Raw genomic sequence first — 24968 nt, 5'->3', positions numbered from 1 at the left:
TCAACAGGAGAGACATATGTACGAAGTGAAGGCAGATGTGTTCGGGCGGCCGGCCTTGTCTGGTGCGCGGGCGGACGGCTCGGTGACGGCGTTCGTGGAGGGGTATCTGCGCGCCGGGCGCGAGGTGGGCGTCGAGCTGAAGAGCGTGAACGGCGTCACGGATGCGGCGGGCGGCTATGCCGTGCCGGAGGAGATCGACCGCCGGATCGATGCGGCGTTGGCGAGCATCTCGCCGATCCGGTCGATCGCGCAGGTCGTGAAGGTCGGGACCGCGGGGTACCGCAAGCTGGTGACGCGCGGCGCGACGCCGTCCGGCTGGGTGGCCGAGACGGCGGGGCGTCCGGAGACGGGCACGCCCGTGTTCGCGGAGATCGCGCCGCCGATGGGCGAGCTGTACGCCAACCCGGCGGCGAGCCAGGCGATGCTGGACGATGCCGCGTTCGATGTGGAGCAGTGGCTGGCCGACGAGGTGGCGACCGAGTTCGCCCGCGCCGAGGGGGCGGCGTTCGTGTCCGGCAACGGGGTGCATCAGCCGCGCGGCTTCCTGGCCGAACCGGTGGCGCCGGAGGGGGACGCGACGCGCGCGTTCGGGGCGCTACAGTACGTGCCGTCGGGTGCGGCGGGCGGGTTCGGCAGCAATGCGCAGGACCGGCTGATCGACCTGGTCCAGGCGTTGCGCAGTCCGTACCGGCAGGGTGCGTCGTTCGTGATGAACAGCGCGACGCTGTCGCTGATCCGCAAGGTGAAGACCGCGGACGGGGCGTTCGTGTGGCAGGCGGGGCTGATCGAGGGGCGGCCCGATACGCTGCTCGGCTATCCGGTGGTCGAGGCCGAGGACATGCCCGACGTGGCGGCGAACAGCCTGGGCATCGCGTTCGGCAATTTCCGGGTGGGGTACCTGATCGCCGAGCGGCAGGAGACGCAGATCCTGCGCGATCCGTTCACCAACAAGCCGTTCGTCCACTTCTACGCCACCAAGCGCGTGGGCGGTGCGGTGGTGAATGCCGAGGCGATCAAGCTCATGCGGTTCTCGGCGAACTGATCGTTTCGGATCAATGACTTGTTGCCGCTCGGTTCCAAACTTTCGAGCCTGGGGCCGGGCGGATCTATCGTAGGGAGGGGTGGGATGGCAGCGGTCGGGATCGACGCGGTGAAGGCGTATCTGCGCCTGGAGACGGACGCGGAGGATGCGTTGATCGCGACGCTGGTCGCGGCCGCGGAGGGGGTGGCGGAGCGGTTCCTAGGGGCGCCGCTGACGGGCGAGGTGCCGGCGGCGGTGGCCCAGGGGATCGTGCGGCTGGCGGCGCATTTTCATGCGCACCGCGATGACGATGCAGGGCCGCCCGCGGTGGTGGCGGCGCTGTGGCGGCCTTACCGGCAGATGCGGCTGTGAGCGGGGCGGGGCTTGCCGGGTTGCTGCGCGAGCGGGTGACCGTGTCGCGCGGCGATCCGGTGCGCGATGCGCAGGGGGGCGTGTCGGCGGTGTTCGCGCCAGTCGGCACGGTGTGGGCGGGGTGCGTGCCGGACGGGGAGCGGCGCTGGCGGATCGCGATGCGGCCTTGCGACGTCGCGGTGGGGGATCGGATCGAGCGGGTCGCGATGCAGCTGCGCGTGGTGCGGGTGCTGGCCGATCCGCGGATGCCGGACCGGATCACGCTGTTTGCTGAGGAAGAACCGTGACGCGGGTCGAGCGGATCGCGATGCGGCGGCAGCTAGCGGTGATCGCGCGCGTGGCGGCGCGGCTGCGGGCGGCCTTTCCGGAACTGGATGTCATCGATGCGGCGGACGGCGTGACGCTGGTGGGGCGCGGGCTGTCGCGGCGGATGCTGGACGATGTGCGGCTGCGCGATTTGCGGGGCATGATCGGGGAGGACGGGACATGAGCGATGCGGCGGGAGCGGTGCAGGCGGCGCTGGTGACGGCGTTGCGTGCCGGCCTGGGTGACCGGGTGACGGGCGTGTTCGACGGACCGCCGGCGGAGGCGAAGCTGCCCTATGCGGCGATCGGCGAGGCGACGACGTCGGACTGGGGTGCGAAGGGGCTGGAGGGGCGCGAGCACCGGATCGCGGTGGTGTTGTGGGACGAGGGCGGGCGGCCGTCGCGGCTCCACGCGCTGATGGCGCTGGCGGAGGGCGCGATCGATGAGATGGCGCGCGAGCTGGGCGGGCACAGCATCGTGGGGCTGCTGTTCCTGCGCGCGCGGCTGGTGCGCGATGCGGGGCGGCCCTGGGCGGGGCTGGTGGAGTACCGGGTGCGGACGGTTTCGCTGGGGTGAGGCGGGCCTCGTCTTCCCTTCGTGTTCATGGGTGGGGTGCCGTTGCACCCACCCCCAACCCCCTCCCTTGAAAGGGAGGGGGCTTTCTTTTTGATACAGGGGATCATGACATGGCGGTGGAAAAGGGAAGTGCGTTCCTGCTGAAGGTCGGGGATGGGGCGGCGAGCCCGGTCTATGCGACCGTGGCGGGCATGCGGACGACGATGCTGTCGATCAACGGCGAGGCGGTGGCGATTACCAGCAAGGCTTCGGGCGGGTGGCGCGAGCTGCTCTCCGGCGCGGGGGTGCGATCGGTGTCGGTCGCGGGGGCCGGCGTGTTTACCGGATCGGCGGCGGAGACGCGGCTGAAGGCGAATGCGCTGGCCGGGTTGCTCGACGATTACGAACTGAGCTTCGAAAGCGGGGAGCGGTTGCGCGGGCGGTTCCTGGTCGCGCGGCTGGACTATTCCGGCGACTATAATGGCGAGCGTTCCTATACGCTTGCACTCGAGTCCTCAGGCCAGGTCGTATCGTCGTGAACCCGGCGCGGGGGGAGGCGGCGCTGACCGTCGACGGTGCGGTGCTGACGCTGAGGCCGAGTTTCGAGGCGCTGGTGGCGGCGGAGGGCGAGCTGGGGCCGCTGTTCGCGCTGGTCGAGCGGGCGGCGGCGGGGACGCTGTCGCTGGCGGAGATCGCGGCGCTGTTCTGGCATGTGGTGGCGGAGCGCGGGCCCGAGCTGACGCGCGAGCGGGTGGGCGAGGCGATCCTTGAGGCGGGGCTGGCGGCGGTGACACCGGCGTTGCGCACGCTGATCCTGCAGATCCTGCAGGGGCGGTGATGGTGCCCGGCACGTTGTCCGTAGGGCACCCACCCCCGGCCCTTCCCTCGAAAGGGAGGGGGGAAGGCGCGTCGTTCCGCGATGCGGCGGTGCGGATGGCGGGGCAGGCGGGGGTGCTGTTCGGGTGGGGGCCGGAGCGGTTCTGGCGGGCGACGCCGGCCGAGCTGGCGGCGCTGGCGGCGGTGATCGCGGGCGACGACACGGACGAACCGCTGGGCCCGCGCGAGCTGGCCGCGATGCAGGAAAGGGATCCGGATGGATGACGAGATCGAGCGGCTGGTGATCGGCGTGCGGGCCGACACGGCCGGGTTCGCGCGCGATGTGGCGACGATGCGCGACAGCCTGGCGTCGCCGCTGGAACGCGATGCGGATCGGGCGGGGCGGGCGATCGAGACGGCGCTGGCGCGTGCGGTGCGGACGGGGAAGCTGGGGTTCGACGACCTGAAGCGCAGCGCGCTGGCGGTGCTGGGCGAGATCGCGGCGGCGGCGGTGTCGGGCGGGATCGCTTCGGTGCTCGGGGGCGGCGGGTCGAAGGGCGGCGGCGGGTTGGCGTCGGTGGCGGCGACCCTGGTGGGGGCGGTGGCCGGCTTGCCGGGGCGGGCGACGGGCGGGCCGGTGTCGCCGGGGGCGGCCTATGTCGTGGGGGAGCGCGGGCCGGAATTGTTCGTGCCGACGAGTAGCGGGGCGGTGCGGGCGGCGGCTGCGGTGCCGGGGGAGGCGGCGCGCGAGGTGCGGGTGGCGATTTCGGTGAATGTCGCGGCGGGGGCGGCACCGGAGGCGCTGGCGCGGTCCTCGCGGCAAGTGGCGCGCGCGGTGCGGACTGCGCTGGCGGCGGCGGAGCGGTGAGAGCGTAGGCGTAATTCCTACGGGCGCTCCACCTAAAAACGCCCCTCTCCCCAACCCTCTCCCCGGTGGGGAGAGGGGGCGTGTTGCTCTTTGAATGGAGGTCCTGATGGGTTGGCGACTGGCTTCGGAGCGGACCGAGACGAGGTATCTCAAGCGGTTCGACGTGCGGTTCTGGACGGTGGATTTTCCGCGGCCGGTGATGGCGTCGGTCGTGACGACGGGGCCGCATGCGTTGCGGGTGGATGCAGTGTTCTACAACCGCGACGACCTCGCCGGGCTGATCTGGGCGTCGGAGGATCGGTGGGACCATCCGCTCGCAAGTTACGAGACGGATAGGGATTATCGGGAGTGCAGCCTGCGGTTCCGGTGGCGGTCGGGGGGCATCCGCGCGCTGGATGCGATCAACGGACCGACGCTGACGATCGAGGGGCGCGATGCGGCGGGGCAGGCGCGCGCCTGGTATGTGCGGCTGTCGAACTATGCGGTGGGCGATCCAGAGGACGCGGTGGTGTCGATCGATTTCGCCAGGCTGGACGGCGGCTTTCTGCTGCCGGCGGAGGCGGACCCGGTGTGGGCGGGCGATATCGACCGGATGTTCGTTTCGCTGGTGGCACCGGACTACGACCCGGCGGGCGGGGCGCTGGCGGCACCGGCCGAGGGCTGGGTCGAGATCTCCGACATGAGGTGCGACGGGGCGGGGTCCGTCCTGGCGCTGGGCGATGCGATGGTGCCGGCGCACGCGATGCGGATCGCGACCGGATATGACGACGCGTACAACCTGACGCCGGAGCGGGTACTGCGCAACGCGGTGCTGCTCGGGTACCGCGAGGTCATCAACCACTATGTCGGGATGAGCCATTATTTTAGGCTGGAGCAGGCCGGGAATAACCTGCTCGTCAGCTTGCGGGGCGGTGTGTTGAACGTCGCTTGCGAGAGCTGGCACCGCGACTTCGCAATGCGGTGCAAGTCGTTGGGATATCGGTTTATCCTGTCGCTGAGCTACGAGCTGTTCGATGCGCATGCGTGGGGCGACTGGAAGCAGCGAACGGAGGGCGGGGCGCCGGCGCTGACCGGGTGGGTGCCGCCGTCGACCTTGCTGTCGCCCGCGCATGAGGGGGCGATGGGGTATCTCCATCAGGTGGGGCGCGCGTTCGTGCGGATCGCGGTGGCGGCGGGGCTGGAGCCGTGGTTCCAGGTGGGGGAGCCGTGGTGGTGGGTCGCGCCGGGCGGGCAGCCATGCTTGTACGATGCGGCCGCGCGGGCGGTGTTCGGCGCGGGCCTCGTGTCGATCGCGGATGTGGCGATGCCGATGGATGCGGCGCAGCGCGCGATGCTCGACCAAGCGGGGGCGTTGCTGGCGGCCTCGACGCTGGCGTTGCGCGACGCGGTGCGGGCGGAGGCGCCGGGATGTCGGGTCGCGTTGCTCGTCTATCTGCCGACGGTGCTGGACCGGGCGGCGCCGGAGCTGCGGCGCGCAAACGTGCCGATGGGCTGGGCGCGGCCGGCGTTCGATGTCCTCCAATTGGAGGATTATGACTGGGTGACGACCGGCAACAGCGGGGCGACCGCGCGCGGCGTGGACGCGATGACCGCGCGGCTGGGATATCCGATCGACGAGCAGCAATATTTTTCGGGCTTCGTGCTGAACCGCGAGGCGTCCGCCGAGTGGCGCGCGATCGATGCGGCCGCGGAGGCCGGGCGGGCGCGGGGGATCGCGGACGTCTTTATCTGGGCGCTGCCGCAGGTGGCGCGCGACGGGTTCGTCCATTGGGATACGGAGGGAGAGGCGATGACGCCGTTCGACGATGTGGATTTTCCGATCGCGCTGGGGCGGCAGGCGAGTGTCAGCCCCAACTTCTCCACCGCGGTGGTGACGAGTGCGTCCGGGCACGAGCAGCGCAACGCCGACTGGGCGGAGGCGCGGATGCGGTACGATGCCGGGCCGGGCGTGCGGTCCGACGAGGATGCGCAGACGCTGATCGCGTTCTTCCGCGCGAGACGAGGCGCGGCAAAGGGGTTCCGGCTGCGCGACCCGTATGACGACAGTTCGGCGGGCATGACCGATGCGCCGGCGTATCGCGACCAGCGGATCGGGGTCGGCGACGGGAAGACGACGCGGTTCGCGCTGATCAAATCTTACGGCGACGGGGAGGAGGCCCAGCTGCGGCGGATCACGCGGCCGGTGGCGGGCAGCGTGCGGGTTGGCGTGGATGGCGCGGCGCTGATCGGCGGGTGGACGCTCGATCCGGGCGGGACGGTGGTGTTCGATGCCGCGCCGGGGGTGGGTGCTGTGGTGACCGCCGGGTTCCGGTTCGACGTGCCCGTGCGGTTCGCGGAGGACCGGATCGACGTGTCGCGAGCGACCTATCTGGCAGGCGAGATGGCGTCGGTGCCGATGATCGAGATCCGCGAAACCTGAAGGAGAGAGCGCATGGCCGACTGGTTGCAGCCGGAGTTGACGCGCGTCGCCTTTTGCTGGCGGCTGGACCGGCGGGACGGGATCAGCCTGGGGTTCACCGGGCACGACCACGACCTGGTGGTGGACGGCATGACCTATGCCGCCGCACCCGGGATGGTGCCGTCCGCCGTGACGCGCGAGGCGGGGTTCGCGGTCGAGACGCTGAATGTCGCAGGGGCGCTGACCCACGACCGAATATCGGCGACGGACCTGGATGCGGGGCGGTGGGACGGGGCGGCGGTGCGGCTGTTCGCGGTCGACTGGGGCGATCCGGATGGCGGTTCGGTGGCGCTGGCGCGGGGCGAGATCGGCGATGTCGCGACGCGGGACGGCGCGTTCCAGGCGGAACTGCGCGGGCCGACGGCGGTGCTGGAGCGGCCGGTGGTGGAGCGGACCTCGCCCGAATGCCGGGCCGAGCTGGGCGACCGGCGGTGCCGGGTCGACATGGCCGGGCGCGTGGTGATGAGTGTGATCGCGGGCGTGACCGATGCGCAGACGGTTTCGGTGCAGGACGACGGTGGGCGCGCGCATCGCTGGACCGGCGGGCGGATCCGCTGGCTGGACGGGGCGGGGAGCGGGTTGTCCAGCGAGATCGCGTGGAGCGAGGCGGGTACGTTGTTCCTGCGCGATCCGCCGCCGCTCGGGACGGTGGTGGGGGACCGGGTCGAGCTGACCGAAGGGTGCGACCGGAGTCTGGCGACATGCAGCGCGCGCTTCGGCAACGCAGCGAATTTCCGCGGGGAGCCGCATCTGCCGGGCAACGACCTGCTGACACGATATCCGGGGGAATGACATGGGCGACGATGTGATCGCGCGGGCGCGGGCGTGCGTCGGCGTACGATTTCGCGCGCAGGGACGCGTGCCGGCGTACGGGCTCGACTGTGTCGGGCTGATCGCCTTTGCCGGGCAGTTGCCGCTGGAACGCGTGCCGGCGCGCTATGCGATGCGCGGCGGGACGGCGGAGGCGGTGGCGGCGCTGGTCGATGCCGCGGGGCTCGTGCGGACGGACGTGCCGGGGCCGGGCGCGGTGCTGCTGGTCGAGGCGGGGGCGCGGCAGTTCCATTTGGTCATCCGGACGGCGGACGGCTTCGTCCATGCGGATGCCGGAATCGGGCGGATCGTCGCGGTGCCGGGGGCGGTGCCGTGGCCGGTGATTGCAAGCTGGCAGTTCGGGGAGGCATAGGCGATGGCGACATTGGTCCTGACGACGGTCGGCACGCTGGTGGGCGGGCCGATTGGTGGTGCGGTGGGCGCGCTGATCGGCAACCGGATCGACGGTGCGGTGCTGGGTGGCGGCGGCGGGCGGGGGCCGCGGCTGGGCGACCTGAGCGTGCAGACGTCGTCCTATGGCAGCATGATCCCGAAGCTGTTCGGGCGGATGCGGGTGGCAGGTACGGTGATCTGGGCGACCGACCTGAAGGAGACGGGCACGCGGAGCGGCGGCGGGAAGGGCCAGCCGGGGACGACACAATATAGCTACGCCGCCTCGTTCGCGGTGGCGCTGTCCGCGCGGCGGTTGCGGTCGGTGGGACGGATCTGGGCGGACGGAACGCTGCTGCGCGGGGCGGCGGGGGACTGGAAGGGCAGGACGAAGTTCCGCTTTCATGACGGGGACGAGGGGCAGGCGGCGGATCCTCTGATCGCGGCCGTCGAAGGGGTCGGGGAGACGCCGGCCTATCGCGGGCTGGCCTATGTCGTGTTCGAGGACATGCAGCTGGCCGCGTACGGCAACCGCATCCCTTCGCTGAGTTTCGAGGTGGAGGCGGATGACGGGCCGGTCACGATCGGGGCGGTGGCGGCGGCGCTGTCCGACGGGGCGATCGCGGACCGGACAGCGACGACGGTGCTCGGCTATGCGGCGAGCGGGGACAGCGTCCGCGGCGCGGTGGAGACATTGTCGGCGGCGGTGCCGTCCGTGCTGGTCGACGCGGACGGCGGGCTGGTGCTGACCGAGGGGGCGGGGGTGGCGGTCGAGCTGCCTACCGAGGCGATCGGTGCGGCCGCCGGCGCGGTGGGTGGTGTAAGGTTGCAGCGGGACCAGCGCGCGGCCGGGACCGTGTCGGACGCGGTGACCGTCGCGTATTACGAGATCGATCGCGATTATCAGGCGGGGCTGCAACGCGCCGGGCGGGGCGGTGTCGGGCGGCGGGTGATGGCGCTGGAATTGCCCGCGGTGCTGGCGGCGGCGGTGGCGCGCAGTATCGCTGAGCGGCGGCTGGCGGCGGATTGGGCGGCGCGGCGGGAGGCGGTCGTGCGGCTGCCGTGGCGCTATATGGCGATCGGTCCGGGGGCGGCGGTGACTGTGCCGGGGATCGGTGGGGTCTGGCGGGTGGCAGGCGCGACGATCGAGCGGATGGTGGTCGAGATGCGGCTGGTGGCGGAGCCGACCGGGGCGCGTGCGGCGCCGATGGTGGCGGGGGTGCCGGGTCGGGCGGTGATGCAGGCGGATCGACCGCACGGAGCCACTACGATCGTGACGTTCGAACTGCCCGCCGGGGTGCCGGGCGTGGCGAGCGGTGGCGCGATCCACGTCGCGGCGGCGGGCGTGTCGGCCGGTTGGCGGGTCGCGATGCTGTCGGGCAGCCTCGACGGCGGCGCGACGCTGAGCTCGATCGGGCGGACCGCGCCGGCGGCGACGATCGGGCGGATCGCGGTGGCGACGCCGGCGGCAGGATCGACTTTGTTCGATATGCGGACCGCGATCGAGGTGCGGTTGCTGAACGATACGATGACGCTGGAGGGACGATCCGACGCGGCGATGCTGAACGGTGCGAACCTGGCGCTGGTCGGGGACGAACTGATCCAGTTCGGCGCGGTAGAGCAGGTCGGCGTCGCGCGGTTCCGGCTGACGCGGCTGCTGCGCGGGCGGTACGGAACGGAGGGGGCGATCGAGGGGCATGCGGCGGACGAGCCGTTCGTACTGATCGAGCCGGACCGGTTGGCGACCATGACGCTGGCGGCGAGCGCGGTCGGATCGGACGCGCTGATCCTGGCGAGCGGGATCGGCGACGAGCGCGCGATCGAGCGGGTGCGGGCGTTCAGGGGGCGAGCGTTGCGGCCACCGTCGCTGGTTCGACTGCGCGCGGTTCGGGAGGGGGACGACTCGGTTCGGCTTTCGTGGACTCGCCGCAGCCGTGGCGGCTGGTCATGGGCGGACGGCGCCGATGCGCCGTTGGGGGAGGAGGCGGAGCGATACCGTCTGACCATCCTGGGCGCGGACGGTCCGGTGCGGACCGTGACGGTCGACATGCCGGACTGGGTCTATGCGCCGGCTATGCAGGCCGCCGACGGTCGCGCCCGGGGGAAGGATGTGTCGTTCACGGTCGCGCAGATCGGAACGGCGGGGATCTCCGTCGAGGCCTGCCAGACAATAATTTTGTGATGGAAACGGGGAGATGATGATGGCGGAGGCAAGTGCGCGCTTTGGGTTGCCGGCGATCGTCGCGGGTCAGGCGCAGAAGGAAGTGACGCATAACGAGGCGCTGGCGATCCTCGATATCGTCGTGCACCCGGTGGTCGAGACCCTGACGCTGGCCGTGCCGCCGGGCGATCCGCGGATCGGACAGAGCTGGGCGGTGCCGGCGGATGGCGTGGGGGCCTGGACGAGGCGGCAGGGGCAGATCGCCTGCTGGACCAATGGGGGCTGGCGATTCGTGATGCCGACTCCGGGGATGACGGCCTGGATCGTGGATGCCGGGCAACACGCGTTCTGGACGGGGGCAGCATGGAGCACGGGGCCGTTGCCGACTGGTGGTGTGGCGGTCGGCGGGCTTCGCGTGGTCGGTACGCGACAGCCGGCGATCCTTGGCCCCTCGGGCGGGGAAACGGTGGATATTCAAGGGCGTGCGACCCTGTCGGCGGTGTTGACGGCCCTGCGAAACCATGGCCTAATTACCACGTAGCTCTTTTTTTTCGTGCCGGGGGAAACTGTTCCAACATTGCTGTGTTAAGGGCCTCGTCTGCAGGATGGAAGCGTGGCACTTTTGGTGCGTACGTTGCCTTTTTGCAACGCTTCCGGGTCCAGTACGCTTGCGTGGGGGGGTCGGGTTAGTTAGGAAAACCACGGGTTCCTTCCGGGACACGAACGAAAGGGGATTTATATGCGTAAGCTGGCCATCACGGTCGCGCTTGCTACCACGGCGCTCGCGACGCCTGCCATGGCGAAGGACAACGCCTGGTATGTTGGTGTCGAAGGCGGCGCGATGCTCGTCGAAGATTCGAAGTTCGATATCGGTACTGTCAACAACGGCCTGAGCGTGGACCATGAATATGGTTTCGACGTCGACGGCATCGTGGGCTACGACTTCGGTCCGGTCCGCATCGAAGGCGAAGTCGGCTACAAGAAGGCTGAGAACGAAGCCCTGACCAAGTCGGGCCTCGCGAACAGCTTCGGTGGCGTGCCGAACGGCCGTTACGAGAGCAAGCGTTCGGGTTCCACCGACGCGCTCAGCTTCATGGTCAACGGTCTGCTCGACTTCGGTGCCGACGACGGCCTGAACGGGTATGTGGGCGGCGGCGCGGGTATCGCTCGCGTTTCGGCCAACATCTATCGCTTCAACGGCGGCATCAATGCCATCGACGACAGCGACACGCGTTTCGCATGGCAGGCAATTGCCGGCGTGCGTTACCCGGTCACCGACAATGTTGATTTCGGTCTGAAGTACCGTTTCTTCAACGTCGACAACCTGCGCTACTCTGGTGGCAACGGTCAGGAAGCAGAAGGTCGCTTCCGGTCGCACTCGCTGCTCGCCAGCCTCGTGTTCAACTTCGGCGAACCGGCAGCACCGCCGCCCGTCGAGCCGGCACCGGCGCCTGCTCCGCTTCCGCCTGAGCCAGTTGCACCTGCACCGGTCGCGCCGATCCCGGCCGGTCCGTTCATCGTGTTCTTCGATTGGGACAAGTCGGACATCACGCCGGAAGCAGCAACCATCCTCGACAACGCCGCACAGGCGTTCGCGACTTCGGGTTCGGCTTCGGTCATGCTCGCAGGTCACGCCGATAAGTCGGGTTCGGATCGCTACAACGTCGGCCTTTCGCAGCGTCGTGCGGACGCAGTGAAGTCCTACCTGTCCGGCAAGGGCATCGGCGAAGGTTCGATCACGACCGAAGCGTTCGGCGAAAGCCGCCCGCTGGTGGAAACCGCCGATGGTGTGCGCGAGCCGCAGAACCGTCGCGTGGAAATCACCTACGGTCCGGGTTCGGGCATGTGATTTCCTGTCCCCGCCTTCTGGTGGGGACGGCGAACCTAGGAGGCCGGTCCCGCGAGGGGCCGGCCTTTTTTGTTGCGTCCGGGCCAGATTAGCGGAAGCTCGGTCCGGAAGCTCGGTCCGGAAGCTCGGTCCGGAAGCTCGGTCCGGAAGCTCGGTCCGGAAGCTCGGTCCGGAAGCTCGGTCCGGAAGCTCGGTCCGGAAGCTCGGTCCGGAAGCTCGGTCCGGAAGCTCGGTCCGGAAGCTCGGTCCGGAAGCTCGGTCCGGAAGCTCGGTCCGGAAGCTCGGTCCGGAAGCTCGGTCCGGAAGCTTAATTTAGAACCCTCGCTTGAGTCCCGTTTCCGCCGCCCCCGGCTTGTTGCGACGGACCATGCGGGCCGAACCAGACGACGGGTCTGCAACGAACCCTTGCCAGCTCTCTGGTGATGTCTTGGCATGAGAACATGGACGTCAGGTATCTTAGGTCACCTGTTACTTCCTTTGGCCAACGGAGCAAGCGGGCTTGCAATACGTTGATGCATCGAAGCAACAGGGAGTGTGACATGCGGAAACTTGTTTTGGGCGCGGCGGTCGTCATCGGTCTCGGTGCGAGCGGGTGCGCAATGAACGGGAGCGGCGTCGCGGCGGAGCGCGGTAGCGCGGCTGAAGCATCCGCAAAGGTAGCGTTGATGGATGCGTCGGGTGCGCCAAAAGGCATGGCGACGTTGCGCCAGGGGCCGGGCGGGCTGATGCTGACCGTGTCGGCGATGGGCATGACGCCCGGACCGAAGGGGATCCATTTTCACACGACGGGCCGTTGCGACGCGCCGGACTTCACGACCGCAGGCGGGCATTGGAACCCGACGGCGATGAAGCACGGTAAGGACTCGGGTGTCGGGCCGCATTCGGGCGATCTGCCCAACATCGAGATCGGGTCAGATGGCACCGGCCGGGTCGAGACGATGGTGCCGGGCGCGACCCTGACCGGTGGTGCGTCTCCCCTGATGGACGCGGATGGGGCCGCGTTGATCATTCACGCGGCGGCGGACGATTACCGAACCGATCCATCGGGCAACAGCGGGGCACGCCTGGCTTGCGGCGTCGTGACCGCCGCCTGACCGATTACCGCGTGGCGGCCGCAAGGTTGGCCACGCGGGCTTCGGCGGCGGGCAGTCGGCGTGCGGCGAACAGGAACAAGGCGATGACGATCGGGATCGGCACGACCGCGGTCATGATCGCGACGCGCAGGCTGCCCGTGATGTCGCTGACGAGGCCGATCCAGTAGGGGCCGAGGCCCAGGCCGATCAGATTGATGCCGAGGAACTGGACGGCGGTCGCGGTGCCGCGCATGCGGGGCAGGACATGATCCTGACCGGTCGCGAACGTCGGCCCGAGCCACATCGTCAGGCAGAGCGTGGCAGCGAAGTTCAGGATGTAGAAGGTCGTCAGGTCGACTACCATATACTGCACGATCGTCAGCACGCCAGAAACGGCGGCGGCGGATGCGGCGACGTAGAGTCGGCCCGCGGGGTGGCGGCGGCGGGCGGCATCCGCGATGACGCCGCCGAGCATGGTGCCCAGGCCACCCGCGACCGCGGCGATCGCGCCGATGGTGAAGCCGTCGGCCGGCTGCATCCCGAGATAGGTGGTGCCGTAGAGATAGATGAACGCGCTGAGGCCGTAGCTGCCGAAGCTGAGCAGGCCACCGGCGAGCGCGACCGCAACAAAGCTTGGAGAACCGATCATGAGCGCTGCGGTCGTCGGGTCGCGCAGTCGGACAGACTGGATCCAGGAAACGACCGCATAGGCGCCGATCGCGATCGCGGTCCACTGGACCATGTTCGTCGTGATGGCCGTGTCGCCGATCCGGAAGATCGCAGCGCGTTTGGCGGGGGCGAGCAGTCCGTCGGTGATCCACACTATTACAATGGCTATAAAGACGATGGCGGCGAGCATCAGCAGGTTGGTGCGGATCGCGGCGGGGCGGGCACCGAGCCGGCGCAACGTCAGGATGCTGAACGGCGGGAACAGCGTGCCGAGTTCGCGGAAGGCGGCGCGGAACGGGTGTGGGTCGCCTGGATGGGGGTGACCGTCGATCGCGCCGCGGACCGGCTCACGCACCGTGGTGACGACAAGCAGCGCGAGAAGCAGCCCGGGCAGGCCGACCGCCATGTAGGCCGCCTGCCATCCGACCAGGCCGAAGGGCGCGGTGCTGGCTGGGAACAGCCGGTCCCAGGTGGCGACGACGTGCCCGCCGATCATCAGCGAGGCGCCGGCGCCGAGATAGATGCCGCTGGAGTAGACCGCGAGCGCGGTGGCGCGCTGGGCCTTGGGGAAATAGTCCTGCAGAATCGAGAAGGCGGAGGGGCTGGCGCTCGCCTCGCCGATCCCGACGCCGACGCGGGCGAGCGCGAGCTGCCCGAAATTGCCGGCGGTACCGGACACGGCCGTCATCGCAGACCAGAGGCCGAGGCCGATCGAGAGGGTCCGCACGCGGTGCCAGCCATCCGCCAGCCGGGCGAGCGGCAGACCGAACAGAGCGTAGAACAGCGCGAAGGCGGTGCCGAACAGCAGGCCGATCTGTGCATCGGTCAGGCCGAGATCCGCCTTTAGATACGGCGCGAGGATGGTGACGATCTGGCGATCGATGAAATTGAACGCGTACACGATCGTGAACAGGCCGAGCACATACCAGCGGTAGCCGCCCGGCCGCGCGTCGTTCTCCATCATGCCTCTCCCGTCGCGATCATGCCGTCGCCTGACACGGGTTTGGGCCAGGTTGACGTGTTCGTAAAGTGATAGTCACAACGCCGGCCCGCCGGGGCGCCAGCAATGATTTGACATGTCGAACCAGGCGACGCCGCTTGAAAATCGGGTGCAGGAGGATGATATTCCATGAGTAGCGGTGCGTTTTGCACCCACAGTGGAGTTTATCGCAATGGCGAATTGGTCTGACCCCCGTACGACGGCCGTGCCGCGCTCGGCAGGCCGGGACACGTCCGCGGCCCGCGATGCCGGCCTGCGGTCCTATATGTTGTCCGTCTACAACTACATGGCGTCCGGTGTTCTGCTGACCGGTCTGGTCGCGCTCGGCTTCGCGTCGAGCGGCCTGGCCGCTCAGGTCATGGCGACGCCGCTGCGTTACCTGATCATCTTCGCGCCGCTGGCGTTCGTGATGGTGCTGGGCTTCGGCATCAACCGCATGTCGACGACCGCCGCGCAGGCGACGTTCTGGGCGTTTGCGGCGGTGATGGGCCTGTCGATGTCGACGATCTTCCTCATCTACACCGGCACCTCGATCGCAACGACGTTCTTCGCGACGGCAGGTGCGTTCGCCGGTCTGAGCCTGTTTGGCTACACCACGAAGAAGGATCTGTCGGGTCTCGGCACGTTCCTGATCATGGGTGTCGTCGGGTTGCTGATCGCGATGGTGATCAACATTTTCCTGAAGTCGCCGGCGATGCAGATGGCCATCAGCGCCATCGGCGTGCTGCTGTTCGCGGGCCTGACCGCGTACGACACGCAGAAGATCAAGAGCATGTACTTCCAGGTTCAGGGCTCGGACTTCATGGGCAAATCCGTCGTGATGGGCGCGCTGACGCTCTATCTGGACTTCATCAACATGTTCACGTTCCTGCTCAGCTTCATGGGCGATCGTCGCTGATCGCGGTTTGAACCGAGTGTAAGGAAGGCCCGGCGGAGCTATCCGCCGGGCCTTTTCGTGTCAGGCGGGAGTGGGCATGTCGGCGTCGTCTAGCGCGGCGGCGCGTAGATAGGCGGGGCGGGCGTAAAGCCGGTCACGGTACTGCCCGAAGGCGGGGCGGGCCGGAATGCTGCCGAACATCATGCCCCAGCCGAGGTGGGATCCGACATAGAGATCGGCCGCGGTGAAATGGTCCGCGGCGAGGTAATCGTGACCGGTGAGTGCCTGTTCGAGCGTGTCGAGCGTGGTCTCGAGCGTTCCGTAGCCGAGCGAGCCGGCCTTTCCAGGGGCAAAGTCGGCGCCGAGTGAAGCGTTGGTGACCGCGGCCTCCAACGGGCCGGCGGCGAAGAACAGCCAGCGATAATAGGCGCCGCGGTCCGCAAGCGGCGGTGCGAGGCCGGCGTCCGGGAAGCTGTCCGCCAGATAGGCGCAGACCGCGGCGGTTTCGGTGACGACGGTTTCGCCGTGGCGGATGGTCGGAACCTTGCCCATCGGGTTGATGGCGAGAAAGTCCGGGTCCTTCATCGCGCCGTCATAGCCGAGCACCACGCGTTCGTAGGGCGCGCCGACCTCTTCCAGCATCCAGCGCGCGATGCGGCCGCGCGACATGGGGTTTGTGTAGAGCGTGAGGCCGGTCATGCGAGTGCGGCCTTGAATGCGGCGAGCGTACGCTGCCAGGACAGGTCGGCGGCGGCCTTGTCGTAGCGATCGACCGAGGTGTCGTTATAGAAAGCGTGGCTCACGCCCGGGTAGAAGTAGGCCTGGACGGGGACCCCGGCGGCCTTCAGCGCATCGATCCACGGCTGTGCTGTCTTGTTCACGCGTTCGTCGAGTCCGGCATAGTGCAGCGTCATCGCGGCCTTGACCTTTGCCGCCTCCGATGGATCGGGCGCGGGGCCGTAATAGGCGACCCCGGCCGCCAGCGCGTCGCCGCCCGCGACCGCGAGCCGGTTGACCATGGCGCCGCCCCAGCAGAAGCCGACGACGCCGACCTTGCCGGTGGCGTAGCGATTGCCCTTCAGCCAGGCGAGTGTCGCCACGCCGTCCTGGACGATGCGCGGCAGGTCGAGCTTGCCGATCATGTCGCGGGCGACGTCTTGGTCCGCCGGGGTGCCGCCCGCGGTCGACAGGAAATCGGGCGCGAGCGCGACATAGCCGGCGAGCGCGACGCGGCGGGCGACGTCGCGGACATAGTCGTTCAGGCCGCGATTCTCGTGGATCACCATGATGGCGGGCTGGCGACCGCGCGCCTTGGCGGGCAGCGCCATGTAGCCGTGCATCACGCGGCCGGGGGCGACGGTCCAGCGGACATTGCTGGTTTTGAGGCGCGGGTCGTCGGCGGGGATGATCGCGGCGGCGGCGGGGTCTGCCCCGATGGTGGCGAGCAGCGCGCCGGCCGCCGCGGAACCGCCCGCGAGTTTTGCGAGATCGGCCATGAACGCGCGGCGGTCATGCGTCTCGTGCGTGAAACGGTCGTGCAACGCGATTGCCTGCGCCTTGAGGTCGTCGGGGTCCATGATCCGTCTCCGTCGGTGTTTCGGAGATGGTCCCTTTTTCCGCGGGTGCTGGCAAGCGAGTCGCTAGCCGCGCAGTCCGGCGGGTTCGGGCCAGGACGGGGCGGTGAGCGCGAGCACCTTGAACAGATGGCCCATCGCATCGGCGGCGGTCAGGCGGCGATAGGCGGCGGCGATTGCTTCCGCCTGGGCCGGCGTACCGCGCGCCAGGGTTGCGGCGCGTGCGGCGATGCCGAGCCGGAGCAGCCACTCGCCCTGATCGACCGGGCCGGACGCGGTGAGCGGGGCACCAGCGGCGGCGAGCGCGGTGAAATCGACATGGGCCGTGAGGTCCGCCTCGCCTGGGTCGAGCAGCGGATCGGCGAAGGCGTGGGCGCGGACGGCCTGGAACGTGTCGCCGTGCGCGGGATCGCGGTAGCCATAGTCGATGGCGAGCAGGGTGCCGCCTTGCGCGGCGATCCGGGGGGCGAGGGCCGCGAGGATCGGCTCGGCGGCGGGGCGGGTTTCGGTGATGGTGCCTTCGGGAGCGTCTTCGCCGGGGACTTGACCTCCAAGTGCGAAGGCGAAGCCGTCCGGGCCGTGCGTGACGACCCGTTCGCACCAGCCGTCTGCCGTGCGGACCGCCTGGCGGATCGGGAGCGCGTCGAAGAATTCGTTGGCGACGACCAGCAGCGCACGATCCGTCGGCAGCGTGGTGACGTCGTCATGCCAGACCGAGTCGGGCAGCCTGGCCGCCTGTGCCGCGCGCAGGGCGGGGCTGGTTTCGACGAGGTGGACGGCGGGAACAAGCCCCGCCTTGCGCATGGCACGGAGCGCATCGACCGCCAGCGTGCCGCGACCGGGGCCGAGTTCGACATAGGCGGCGGGCGGGCGGCCGGCGCGGTCCCACAGGTCGGCGAGCCAGAGGCCGGTCAGTTCGCCGAACATCTGGCTGATTTCCGGGGCAGTGGTGAAGTCGCCCGCCAGCCCGAGCGGATCGCGCGTCGCGTAGTAATGCGTATTGGCGGCGTCCATCCACCGGTCGAGCGGCATGGGACCGTCGGCGGCGATCCGCGCCGCCAACGTCTCGGCGAGCGTATCAGGCGACGCTCTCACTCCCGGCGATCGGTTCGACGCGGACGCGCCGGCCGGCGGCGGTGGCGATCAGGTAGAGTCCGGCGGCGAGCATCGGCACGCTGAGCGTCTGGCCCATGGTGAGCCCCCAGCTGAGATGTTCGAGGCCGGCATCGGGCTGGCGCACCAGTTCGATCAGGAAGCGGATGATGCCGTAGCCGAGCAGGCCGCTGCCGACGAGGAAGCCGGGCTTGTAGCGCGCGTCGGCCCGCCAGAAGAGGAAGTTCAGCACGATGAACAACAGAACGCCTTCGAGTGCCGCCTCGTAAAGCTGCGACGGGTGGCGCGGGATGCCGTCGCCGGTGCGCGGGAAGATGACGCCCCAAGGCAGCGTCGTGGGACGACCCCACAGCTCCCCGTTGACGAAGTTGGCGAGCCGGACGAGCCCGAGCGCCGGCGGCGTGCAGACCGCGACATAGTCGCAGACGCGTAGCGCGTTCAGCCCGTTCTTCCGCGCGAGCAGCAGGATTGCGATGATCGTGCCGAGCAGGCCGCCGTGGAGCGACATGCCGCCTTCCCACAGATACAGCACCTCGATCGGGTTACGCAGGATTTCCGGTTTGTAGAACAGGACGTAGCCGAGCCGCCCCCCCGCCAGAATGCCGATGGTGGCGTAGAACACCAGATCCTCAGCATGGCGCTTGGCCATCGGGGCGCCGGGATGCTGCAGCAGCCGCGTCAGATACCAGTAGCCGAACATGATTCCGGCGATGTAGCCGAGCGAGTACCAGTGGACCTGCGGGTGCAGGGAGAGGCCGCCGATCCGCCAAGTTCCGAGGTCCAATGCGATCGGGGACAACCCGAGCGAAGAGAAATCCAAGGCTGCCGTAGCGTCGGCGAGGAGGTTCAGGATCAAGGCTTTTCCCCGGCGATTTCGCCCCTCATAAAGGGAGGAACAAGAAACGAAAAGAGAGCGGGAGAATGTTATGGCAAGCGAGCTCGACATCCGTCTGGAAACGGCGATCGGCGGGATTACCGGGTCGCACGGGCCACTGATCGCGGGCCCCGCGGACGGGGTCGGGCCGATGGTGCCGGGCAACGCGGTTGTCACCAGTGCACCGGCGACGCTGGCGGCGTTCTTCACCCATTTCTGTGCGGCGCACGCGGGCACGACGGCTGTCGTGGCGGGCGCGGAACGGCTGACGTTCGGCGATATGGCGGCTTGGTCGGACCGGACGGCGGCGGCGTTCTGCGGCGGGTGGGGCGTGGAGAAGGGTGACCGCGTCGTGATCGCGATGCGCAACTGCCCGGCCTGGATCGCGCTGTACATGGCGGTGGTGAAGGCCGGGGCGGTCGCGACGCTGGTGAACGGCTGGTGGCAGCCGGACGAGCTGGCCGGGGCGATCGCGCTCGTTTCGCCCAAGCTGATCGTCGCGGATGCGGAGCGCGGCCGGCGGATGGCGGCGGCCGGGATCACCGTGCCGACGATCGTCCTGCCGATCGAAGCGGACCTGGCCGAGGCGCTCGACCCGTTGCTCGACGGGATCGCCACCGCGGCGCTCCCGGATGTGATGCCGGAGGACGATGCGACGATCCTGTTCACGTCCGGATCGACCGGGCGCGCGAAGGGAGCGGTGTCGCAGCATATCGCGGTCGTGACGGGCGCCTATACGTTCCTGGCCTATACCGCGTCGCTGCTCCACCTGATGGTGGAGGAGGGGCGGCCGCCGCCCAACCCGCCGGTGACGCTGGTCGCCGTGCCGCTGTTTCATGTTACCGGCGCGGTGCCGGTGATGCTGAACAGCTTCGCGATCGGGCGGACCATGGTGCTGATGCGCAAATGGGATGCGGGCGAGGCGCTGCGCCTAGTCGAGGCGGAGAAGGTGACTTATTTCGTCGGGGTGCCGACGATGAGCCTGGAGATGATGCAGCATCCCGAGCGCGACAAGTTCGATACGTCGTCGTTGCTCGACATCGGAGCGGGCGGGGCGGCCCGGCCGGTGTCGCACGTCGCGCGGCTGATCGAGAGCTTTCCGGGCAGCGCGCCGATGCTGGGTTACGGCCTCACCGAAACCAATGCGGTGGGATGCACGAACTTCCGCAACAACTATGCCGCCAAACCCGCGTCGACGGGGAAGCCGCAGGCCCCGTTCACGGACGTTGCAATCTTCGATGAGGATGGGTCGCCGGTCGCGCCGGGCGAGCGCGGGGAGATCGCGATCCGGTCGCGTGCGAACTTCCGCGGATATTGGGACAATCCGGCGGCGACCGCGGCGGCGTTTCGCGGGCCGTATTTCCTGACGGGTGACATCGGCTATCTCGATCCGGACGGCTATCTGTTCATCGTTGATCGCGCGAAGGACATCATCATCCGCGGCGGCGAGAATATCGGGTGCCAGGAGGTCGAGACCGCGATCTACGCCAATCCCGAAGTGGCGGAGGCGTGCGTGTTCGGGCTGCCGGACGAGCGGCTGGGCGAGGTGCCGGCGGCGGTGGTCCACCTGACCGATCCGGGATCGCTGACCGAGCACGACCTGACCGAGTTCCTCACGGTGCGCCTCGCGCGGTACAAGCTGCCCGAGCGGATCTGGTTCTCGACCGAACCGCTGCCGAAGCTGGGGACCGGCAAGATCGACAAGAAGACGCTGCGCGAGGGCTATGTGGCGGCTCAGGCCGAGGCGTGACACGGGGCGCTATTCCTTCGGGCGTTTCTTGACGCTATCGCCGCGTGATGGACGACAGGATCAGCCGCCGGAACCTGCTCGTGACCGGTGGGATCGGGGCGGGGCTGCTGATCGGGTGGGGGCTGTGGCCGCGCAGCTATCGGCATAATCTGGTCGCGGCGCCGGGCGAGACGATCTTCGACGGGTTCGTGAAGATCGGCGAGGACGGGCATGTCGCGGTCGTCGTGCCGCAGGCCGAGATGGGCCAGGGCGTCTGGACCGCGCTGCCGCAGATGCTGGCGGACGAACTGGGTGCGGACTGGCGGACGGTGTCGGTCGAGCCGGCGCCGATCAACCCGCTCTACGCCAACGATTTCGTGATGGATGAGGCGGCGCGCAATGCAGCGCCGCATGCGTTGACGGGTTTCGCGGGCACCGTTGGGCGGGAGCTGGCGCGGCGGAGTGCGTTCCAGCTGACCGGCGGGTCGAGTTCGGTGCGCGGGTTCGAGGCGCGGTATCGGGCGGCCGGCGCGGGCGCGCGCATCCTGCTGTGCATGGCGGCGGCGCGGCGCTGGGGGATCGACTGGCAGGCGTGCGATACGAAGGACGGCTTCGTGGTGCGCGGTGCGGATCGGTTGCGGTTCGCGGAACTGGCAGCGGAGGCGGCGGGGCTGACGCTGCCGCGCACGCTGGTGCTGCGGACGCCGGGGGCGGGCGGCGTGTCGGGGCGGAGCGTGCCGCGGCTGGACCTGCCGGCAAAGGTGGATGGATCGATCCGCTATGCGGGCGACTTGCGGTTGCCCGGGATGCTTTACGCATCCGTGCGCGGTGCGCCGGCCGGTGGCTCCCGGTTGCGCGGCGTGACGCTTGCCGCGGGGGAGCGGGTGCCGGGCGTGAAGGCGGTGATCCAGAACGCGCATTGGGTCGCCGTGGTGGCGACGAACTGGTGGGCGGCGAACCGCGGGCTGGACGCGATCGATCCGCAGTTCGGGTCAGACGGTCCGGTGCCGGATGGTGCGTCGGTCGATCGGGCCCTCACCGCAGCGCTGGCGAGCGGCGAGGGTGAGCGGATCGCGGCGGTGGGTGACCTGGAAGAGGTCTTTACCGGCGCGAACCTGCTGACCGCGGAGTTCGTGGTGCCGTTCGCCGCGCATGCTCCGATGGAGACGCTGACCGCGACGGCGCGGGTGACGGGGGATCGGCTGGAGGTCTGGATGCCGACGCAGGCATTGACCGCGTCGCGGGATGCGGTGGCGCGGGCGACCGGCTTTTCGGCAGGCAATGTCGTGATCTATCCGATGCCGATCGGCGGCGGATTCGGGCGCAAGGTGGACAACGACGCCGCGGTGCAGGCGGCGCTGATCGCGATCGAGGTGAAGCGGCCGGTCCAGCTCGTCTGGTCGCGTGAGGAGGAGACAATGCGCAGCCGCAACCGGCCGCCGGCGCGGGCTTTCCTCGCGGCGCGACCGGGGGCGGGCGGGACGATCCGCGGGTGGCATGCGCGGATCGCGGCGCCGTCCAGCGGGCGGGAGGTGGCGGCGCGGATCACGCCGCGGCTGGCGGGCGGCGAACAGGGCGCGGAACCGGCCGCGGTGGCGGGGGCCGTCCCGCCCTATGCCATCCCGGTGCTGGCGGTCGATCATCTGCCGGTCGCGGTCGGGATCGAGACGGGGATGTGGCGCAGCGTGGCGCACAGCTACACCGCGTTCTTTACCGAGAGCTTCATCGACATGCTGGCGGTGCAGGCCGGGGTCGACCCGTTCTCCTACCGGATCGCGATGCTCGGCGGGCAGCCGCGGCTGGCGCGGTGCCTGTCCACCGCCACGGCGCTGGGCGGCTGGGAGGGCGGTGGTGCCGGGTCGGGGCAGGGGATCGCGATCCATTCCAGTTTCGGATCGCATGTCGCCATGGTGGCGCAGGTGGCGGTGGAGGGCGGGCGTGTCCGGGTCGATCGGATCACCGCGGTGGTCGACGCCGGCCGGTTGATCCACCCCGACACGGTGCGTGCGCAGATCGAGGGCGGGATCGTCTGGGGGCTGGCGGCGGCGCTAGGCGGGGCGTTGGACTATGTGGCGGGGGTGCCGGAGCAGCGCAATTTCGATGGGTTGGCCCTGCCTTTGCTGGCAACGACGCCGGAGATCGTGGTCGAACTGATCGCAAGCGGGGCTGCGCCGGGCGGGGTGGGCGAGATCGCGGTGCCGCCGGTTGCGCCGGCGATCGCCAATGCGATTGCGACGCTGGGGTATCGGCGGCGGACGTTGCCCTTGCGGGTTTGAGGTTGCGGTCTCTCCGGGCCAAGCTCCCCGCCGTACCCGCCTGCAGTGGGGAGGGTTAGGTAAGAAGTGGTCAGAGTGATCGTGGATTATCGCTTCCTTCCGGTTGGCGAGCGACTACCTATCGAAGCATGAACCTTCCCCCCGATCATCCGCCCGTCCCGAAGCCGCGCATCGGCGTGCTTCTGATGAACCTGGGCACGCCCGATGCGCCCGATGCCAAGTCGGTGAAGCGCTATCTCGGGCAGTTCCTGTCCGACAAGCGGGTGATCGAGATCCCGCAATTGCTGTGGCAGCCGATCCTGCGCGGCGTCATCCTGAACGTGCGACCCAAGAAGTCGGCGCACGCTTACGCTCAGGTGTGGCGCGAGGACGGATCGCCGTTGCAGGCGATCACGACCGCGCAGTCGCTTGCGCTGAAGGACCGGTTCGGGTCGGGTGTGCTGGTCGAACATGCGATGCGTTACGGCAATCCGTCGATCCCGGACAAGCTGGCCGCGATGAAGGCGGCGGGGTGCGAGCGCATCCTGCTGGCGCCGCTCTATCCGCAATATTGCGCGGCGACGACCGCGACCGCGAACGATCAGGCATTCGCCGTGCTGGCCAAGATGCGGTGGCAGCCGGCGTTGCGCACGATGCCGCCTTATCATGACGATCCGGACTATATCGCCGCGCTGCATGCCTCGATCGACGCGAGCTTGGCGCAGCTGGATTTCGAGCCGCAGCGGATCATCGCGAGTTTCCACGGCATGCCGAAGCGGACGCTGGCGCTGGGCGATCCCTATCACTGCCATTGCCAGAAGACGGCGCGACTGTTGTCGGAATCGATGGGGCGGCCGATCACGATCGCGTTCCAGTCGCGTTTCGGCCCGGCGAAGTGGCTGGAACCGGCGACCGACCTGACGCTGGCGGCGTTGCCCGCGCAGGGCGTGAAGTCGGTTGCGGTGGTGGCGCCGGGCTTCTCCGCCGATTGCCTGGAGACGCTGGAGGAGATGGCGATCCGCGGGCGCGAGACGTTCGAGGAGGCTGGCGGCGAGCGTTTTGCCTATCTGCCGTGCCTGAACGACAGCGACCTCGGCGTCGCGTTGCTCGAAAAACTTGTCGCGCGGGAACTTGAAGGCTGGCAGCGGCCTGCTTAACGTGCCGGAAAGCACAAAGCAGGAGAGAGTCTATGGCACGCGTCGCAATCGTCACCGGGGGAACGCGTGGCATCGGTGAGGCGATCAGCCTTGCGTTGCAGAAGGCGGGGATGACCGTCGCGGCGAACTATGCCGGGAATGAGGAGCGTGCACGGGGCTTCACCGAGCGGACCGGCATCCAGGCGTTCCGTTGGGACGTGTCGGATCATCAGGCATGCCTGGACGGCGTGGCCGCGGTCGAGGCGGCTCTGGGGCCGGTCGACGTGGTGGTGAACAATGCCGGCATCACGCGCGACGGTACGCTGCTGCGGATGAGCTACGAGGCGTGGAAGGAAGTGATCGACACCAATCTTGGCGGTTGCTTCAACATGGCCAAGGCGACGTTTGCCGGCATGAAGGATCGCGGCTGGGGTCGGATCGTCAACATCGGGTCGATCAACGGGCAGGCCGGGCAATATGGCCAGGTGAACTATGCCGCGGCGAAGTCTGGCATCCACGGCTTCACCAAGGCGCTGGCGCAGGAAGGCGCGCGGTTCGGCGTGACGGTCAATGCGATCGCGCCGGGCTATATCGACACGGACATGGTCGCCGCGGTGCCGGCCGACGTGCTGGCCAAAATCGTCGCCAAGGTGCCGGTCGGGCGGTTGGGCCAGGCGGACGAGATCGCGCGCGGCGTGGCGTTCCTGTGCGGCGAGGACGCGGGGTTCGTCACCGGATCGACGTTGTCGATCAACGGCGGCCAGCACATGTATTGAGGCACGGCGCGGTGGCGGGTCCGGTGAAGCGTTCGGTGACGATCGCCGGGCACGCCACGTCCGTGTCGCTCGAGCCGGTGTTCTGGGCGGCACTTGACCGCGCCGCGGCTGAGGATGCGATCCCGGTGAATGCGCTGGTCGCGCGGATCGATGCCGTGCGGATCGAAGCGGTTGATCCGCCGAATTTGACGAGTGCTTTGCGGGTCTGGTTGTTCGAGCGTTTTGCCGGTGAACAGGTACCACCCACCCCCAACCCCCTCCCTTGAAAGGGAGGGGGCTTTTTTCT

27 protein-coding genes are annotated in these 24968 nt (G+C 69.1%); 22 read left to right on the top strand and 5 right to left on the bottom strand.

Features of this window, described 5'->3' with window-relative positions; genetic code table 11:
- The first annotated feature begins 16 nt into the window (after positions 1-16).
- From IEX50_RS15135 to IEX50_RS15060, 16 genes are all read left to right on the top strand, one after another.
- Positions 17-1042: a phage major capsid protein gene (locus IEX50_RS15135; protein WP_157176933.1), complete on the top strand. Its 1026-nt coding sequence runs from the start codon at positions 17-19 to the stop codon at positions 1040-1042.
- A gap of 84 nt (positions 1043-1126) precedes the next feature.
- On the top strand, positions 1127-1393 hold the full coding sequence (locus IEX50_RS15130) for a head-tail connector protein (RefSeq protein WP_157176934.1): 267 nt from the start codon (positions 1127-1129) through the stop codon (positions 1391-1393).
- Positions 1390-1680, top strand: a complete 291-nt coding sequence (locus tag IEX50_RS15125; RefSeq protein WP_157176935.1) for a head-tail adaptor protein — start codon at positions 1390-1392, stop codon at positions 1678-1680. Before IEX50_RS15130 ends, IEX50_RS15125 begins: the two co-directional genes overlap by 4 nt.
- A complete protein-coding gene (locus tag IEX50_RS15120; protein WP_157176936.1) occupies positions 1677-1883 on the top strand; it encodes a hypothetical protein in 207 nt (68 codons plus the stop codon). Before IEX50_RS15125 ends, IEX50_RS15120 begins: the two co-directional genes overlap by 4 nt.
- Complete coding sequence (locus IEX50_RS15115) at positions 1880-2275, top strand: DUF3168 domain-containing protein (RefSeq protein WP_157176937.1); 396 nt, start codon at positions 1880-1882, stop codon at positions 2273-2275. The genes IEX50_RS15120 and IEX50_RS15115 overlap by 4 nt, the downstream gene beginning before the upstream one ends.
- A gap of 110 nt (positions 2276-2385) precedes the next feature.
- Positions 2386-2793, top strand: coding sequence for a phage tail tube protein (locus IEX50_RS15110; RefSeq protein ID WP_157176938.1), 408 nt, complete (start codon positions 2386-2388; stop codon positions 2791-2793).
- On the top strand, positions 2784-3092 hold the full coding sequence (locus tag IEX50_RS15105; protein WP_157177129.1) for a gene transfer agent family protein: 309 nt from the start codon (positions 2784-2786) through the stop codon (positions 3090-3092). The genes IEX50_RS15110 and IEX50_RS15105 overlap by 10 nt, the downstream gene beginning before the upstream one ends.
- A 95-nt stretch (positions 3093-3187) precedes the next feature.
- Positions 3188-3355 (top strand): phage tail assembly chaperone, encoded by a 168-nt coding sequence (locus tag IEX50_RS17565; RefSeq protein ID WP_229674099.1) that lies wholly within the window; start codon positions 3188-3190, stop codon positions 3353-3355.
- Complete coding sequence (locus IEX50_RS15095) at positions 3348-3938, top strand: tail tape measure protein (RefSeq protein WP_157176940.1); 591 nt, start codon at positions 3348-3350, stop codon at positions 3936-3938. Before IEX50_RS17565 ends, IEX50_RS15095 begins: the two co-directional genes overlap by 8 nt.
- 106 nt (positions 3939-4044) lie before the next feature.
- Positions 4045-6357 carry a DUF2460 domain-containing protein gene (locus IEX50_RS15090; protein WP_157176941.1) on the top strand — a complete coding sequence of 771 codons (2313 nt, stop codon included), beginning with the start codon at positions 4045-4047 and terminating at the stop codon, positions 6355-6357.
- A 12-nt stretch (positions 6358-6369) separates the two neighbouring features.
- Positions 6370-7188, top strand: a complete 819-nt coding sequence (locus IEX50_RS15085; protein ID WP_157176942.1) for a phage/gene transfer agent baseplate hub protein — start codon at positions 6370-6372, stop codon at positions 7186-7188.
- Position 7189: 1 nt separating this feature from the next.
- Positions 7190-7579 carry a peptidoglycan endopeptidase gene (locus tag IEX50_RS15080; RefSeq protein WP_184075321.1) on the top strand — a complete coding sequence of 130 codons (390 nt, stop codon included), beginning with the start codon at positions 7190-7192 and terminating at the stop codon, positions 7577-7579.
- A 3-nt stretch (positions 7580-7582) separates the two neighbouring features.
- Positions 7583-9778, top strand: a complete 2196-nt coding sequence (locus IEX50_RS15075; protein WP_157176943.1) for a GTA baseplate fiber-binding domain-containing protein — start codon at positions 7583-7585, stop codon at positions 9776-9778.
- Positions 9779-9797: 19 nt separating this feature from the next.
- Positions 9798-10298: a DUF2793 domain-containing protein gene (locus tag IEX50_RS15070; protein ID WP_157176944.1), complete on the top strand. Its 501-nt coding sequence runs from the start codon at positions 9798-9800 to the stop codon at positions 10296-10298.
- Positions 10299-10496: 198 nt separating this feature from the next.
- Positions 10497-11606: an OmpA family protein gene (locus IEX50_RS15065; RefSeq protein WP_157176945.1), complete on the top strand. Its 1110-nt coding sequence runs from the start codon at positions 10497-10499 to the stop codon at positions 11604-11606.
- A 539-nt stretch (positions 11607-12145) separates the two neighbouring features.
- Positions 12146-12700, top strand: coding sequence for a superoxide dismutase family protein (locus tag IEX50_RS15060; RefSeq protein WP_157176946.1), 555 nt, complete (start codon positions 12146-12148; stop codon positions 12698-12700).
- Between the two features lie 4 nt (positions 12701-12704).
- On the opposite strand, the gene IEX50_RS15055 is transcribed toward IEX50_RS15060, so the two are convergent.
- Positions 12705-14309: an MFS transporter gene (locus tag IEX50_RS15055; protein ID WP_229674093.1), complete on the bottom strand. Its 1605-nt coding sequence runs from the start codon at positions 14307-14309 to the stop codon at positions 12705-12707.
- Positions 14310-14520: 211 nt separating this feature from the next.
- Between IEX50_RS15055 and IEX50_RS15050 the strand changes: the two genes are divergently transcribed.
- Complete coding sequence (locus tag IEX50_RS15050) at positions 14521-15246, top strand: Bax inhibitor-1/YccA family protein (RefSeq protein WP_157176948.1); 726 nt, start codon at positions 14521-14523, stop codon at positions 15244-15246.
- 60 nt (positions 15247-15306) lie between these two features.
- Here the strand turns inward: IEX50_RS15050 and IEX50_RS15045 are convergent, their stop codons facing one another.
- From IEX50_RS15045 to lgt, 4 genes are all read right to left on the bottom strand, one after another.
- Entirely contained in the window at positions 15307-15924 is a 618-nt protein-coding gene (locus IEX50_RS15045) for a glutathione S-transferase family protein (RefSeq protein WP_157176949.1), read from the bottom strand.
- Positions 15921-16802 carry a dienelactone hydrolase family protein gene (locus IEX50_RS15040; protein WP_157176950.1) on the bottom strand — a complete coding sequence of 294 codons (882 nt, stop codon included), beginning with the start codon at positions 16800-16802 and terminating at the stop codon, positions 15921-15923. Before IEX50_RS15040 ends, IEX50_RS15045 begins: the two co-directional genes overlap by 4 nt.
- Positions 16803-16865: 63 nt before the next feature.
- Positions 16866-17894 (bottom strand): class I SAM-dependent methyltransferase, encoded by a 1029-nt coding sequence (locus tag IEX50_RS15035; protein WP_373285328.1) that lies wholly within the window; start codon positions 17892-17894, stop codon positions 16866-16868.
- Positions 17878-18768 (bottom strand): prolipoprotein diacylglyceryl transferase, encoded by an 891-nt coding sequence (gene lgt / locus IEX50_RS15030; protein ID WP_157176951.1) that lies wholly within the window; start codon positions 18766-18768, stop codon positions 17878-17880. Before lgt ends, IEX50_RS15035 begins: the two co-directional genes overlap by 17 nt.
- A gap of 70 nt (positions 18769-18838) precedes the next feature.
- Here lgt and IEX50_RS15025 point away from each other — a divergent pair, with 70 nt between their 5' ends.
- From IEX50_RS15025 to IEX50_RS15005, 5 genes are all read left to right on the top strand, one after another.
- The gene (locus IEX50_RS15025) at positions 18839-20536 is read left to right on the top strand and encodes a class I adenylate-forming enzyme family protein (protein ID WP_157176952.1); all 1698 of its coding nucleotides are present in this window, start codon (positions 18839-18841) and stop codon (positions 20534-20536) included.
- 47 nt (positions 20537-20583) lie between these two features.
- Positions 20584-22791 (top strand): xanthine dehydrogenase family protein molybdopterin-binding subunit, encoded by a 2208-nt coding sequence (locus tag IEX50_RS15020; protein ID WP_157176953.1) that lies wholly within the window; start codon positions 20584-20586, stop codon positions 22789-22791.
- Positions 22792-22919: 128 nt separating this feature from the next.
- A complete protein-coding gene (gene hemH / locus IEX50_RS15015) occupies positions 22920-23927 on the top strand; it encodes a ferrochelatase (protein WP_157176954.1) in 1008 nt (335 codons plus the stop codon).
- Positions 23928-23959: 32 nt separating this feature from the next.
- Positions 23960-24682 carry an acetoacetyl-CoA reductase gene (phbB, locus tag IEX50_RS15010; protein WP_157176955.1) on the top strand — a complete coding sequence of 241 codons (723 nt, stop codon included), beginning with the start codon at positions 23960-23962 and terminating at the stop codon, positions 24680-24682.
- Positions 24683-24693: 11 nt separating this feature from the next.
- The gene (locus IEX50_RS15005; protein WP_157177132.1) at positions 24694-24948 is read left to right on the top strand and encodes a ribbon-helix-helix domain-containing protein; all 255 of its coding nucleotides are present in this window, start codon (positions 24694-24696) and stop codon (positions 24946-24948) included.
- Positions 24949-24968: the final 20 nt, after the last annotated feature.

The organism is Sphingomonas prati (assembly GCF_014643515.1).
Taxonomy (GTDB): Bacteria; Pseudomonadota; Alphaproteobacteria; order Sphingomonadales; family Sphingomonadaceae; genus Sphingomonas_R; species Sphingomonas_R prati.
This window is presented reverse-complemented; position numbering and strand designations above follow the sequence as displayed.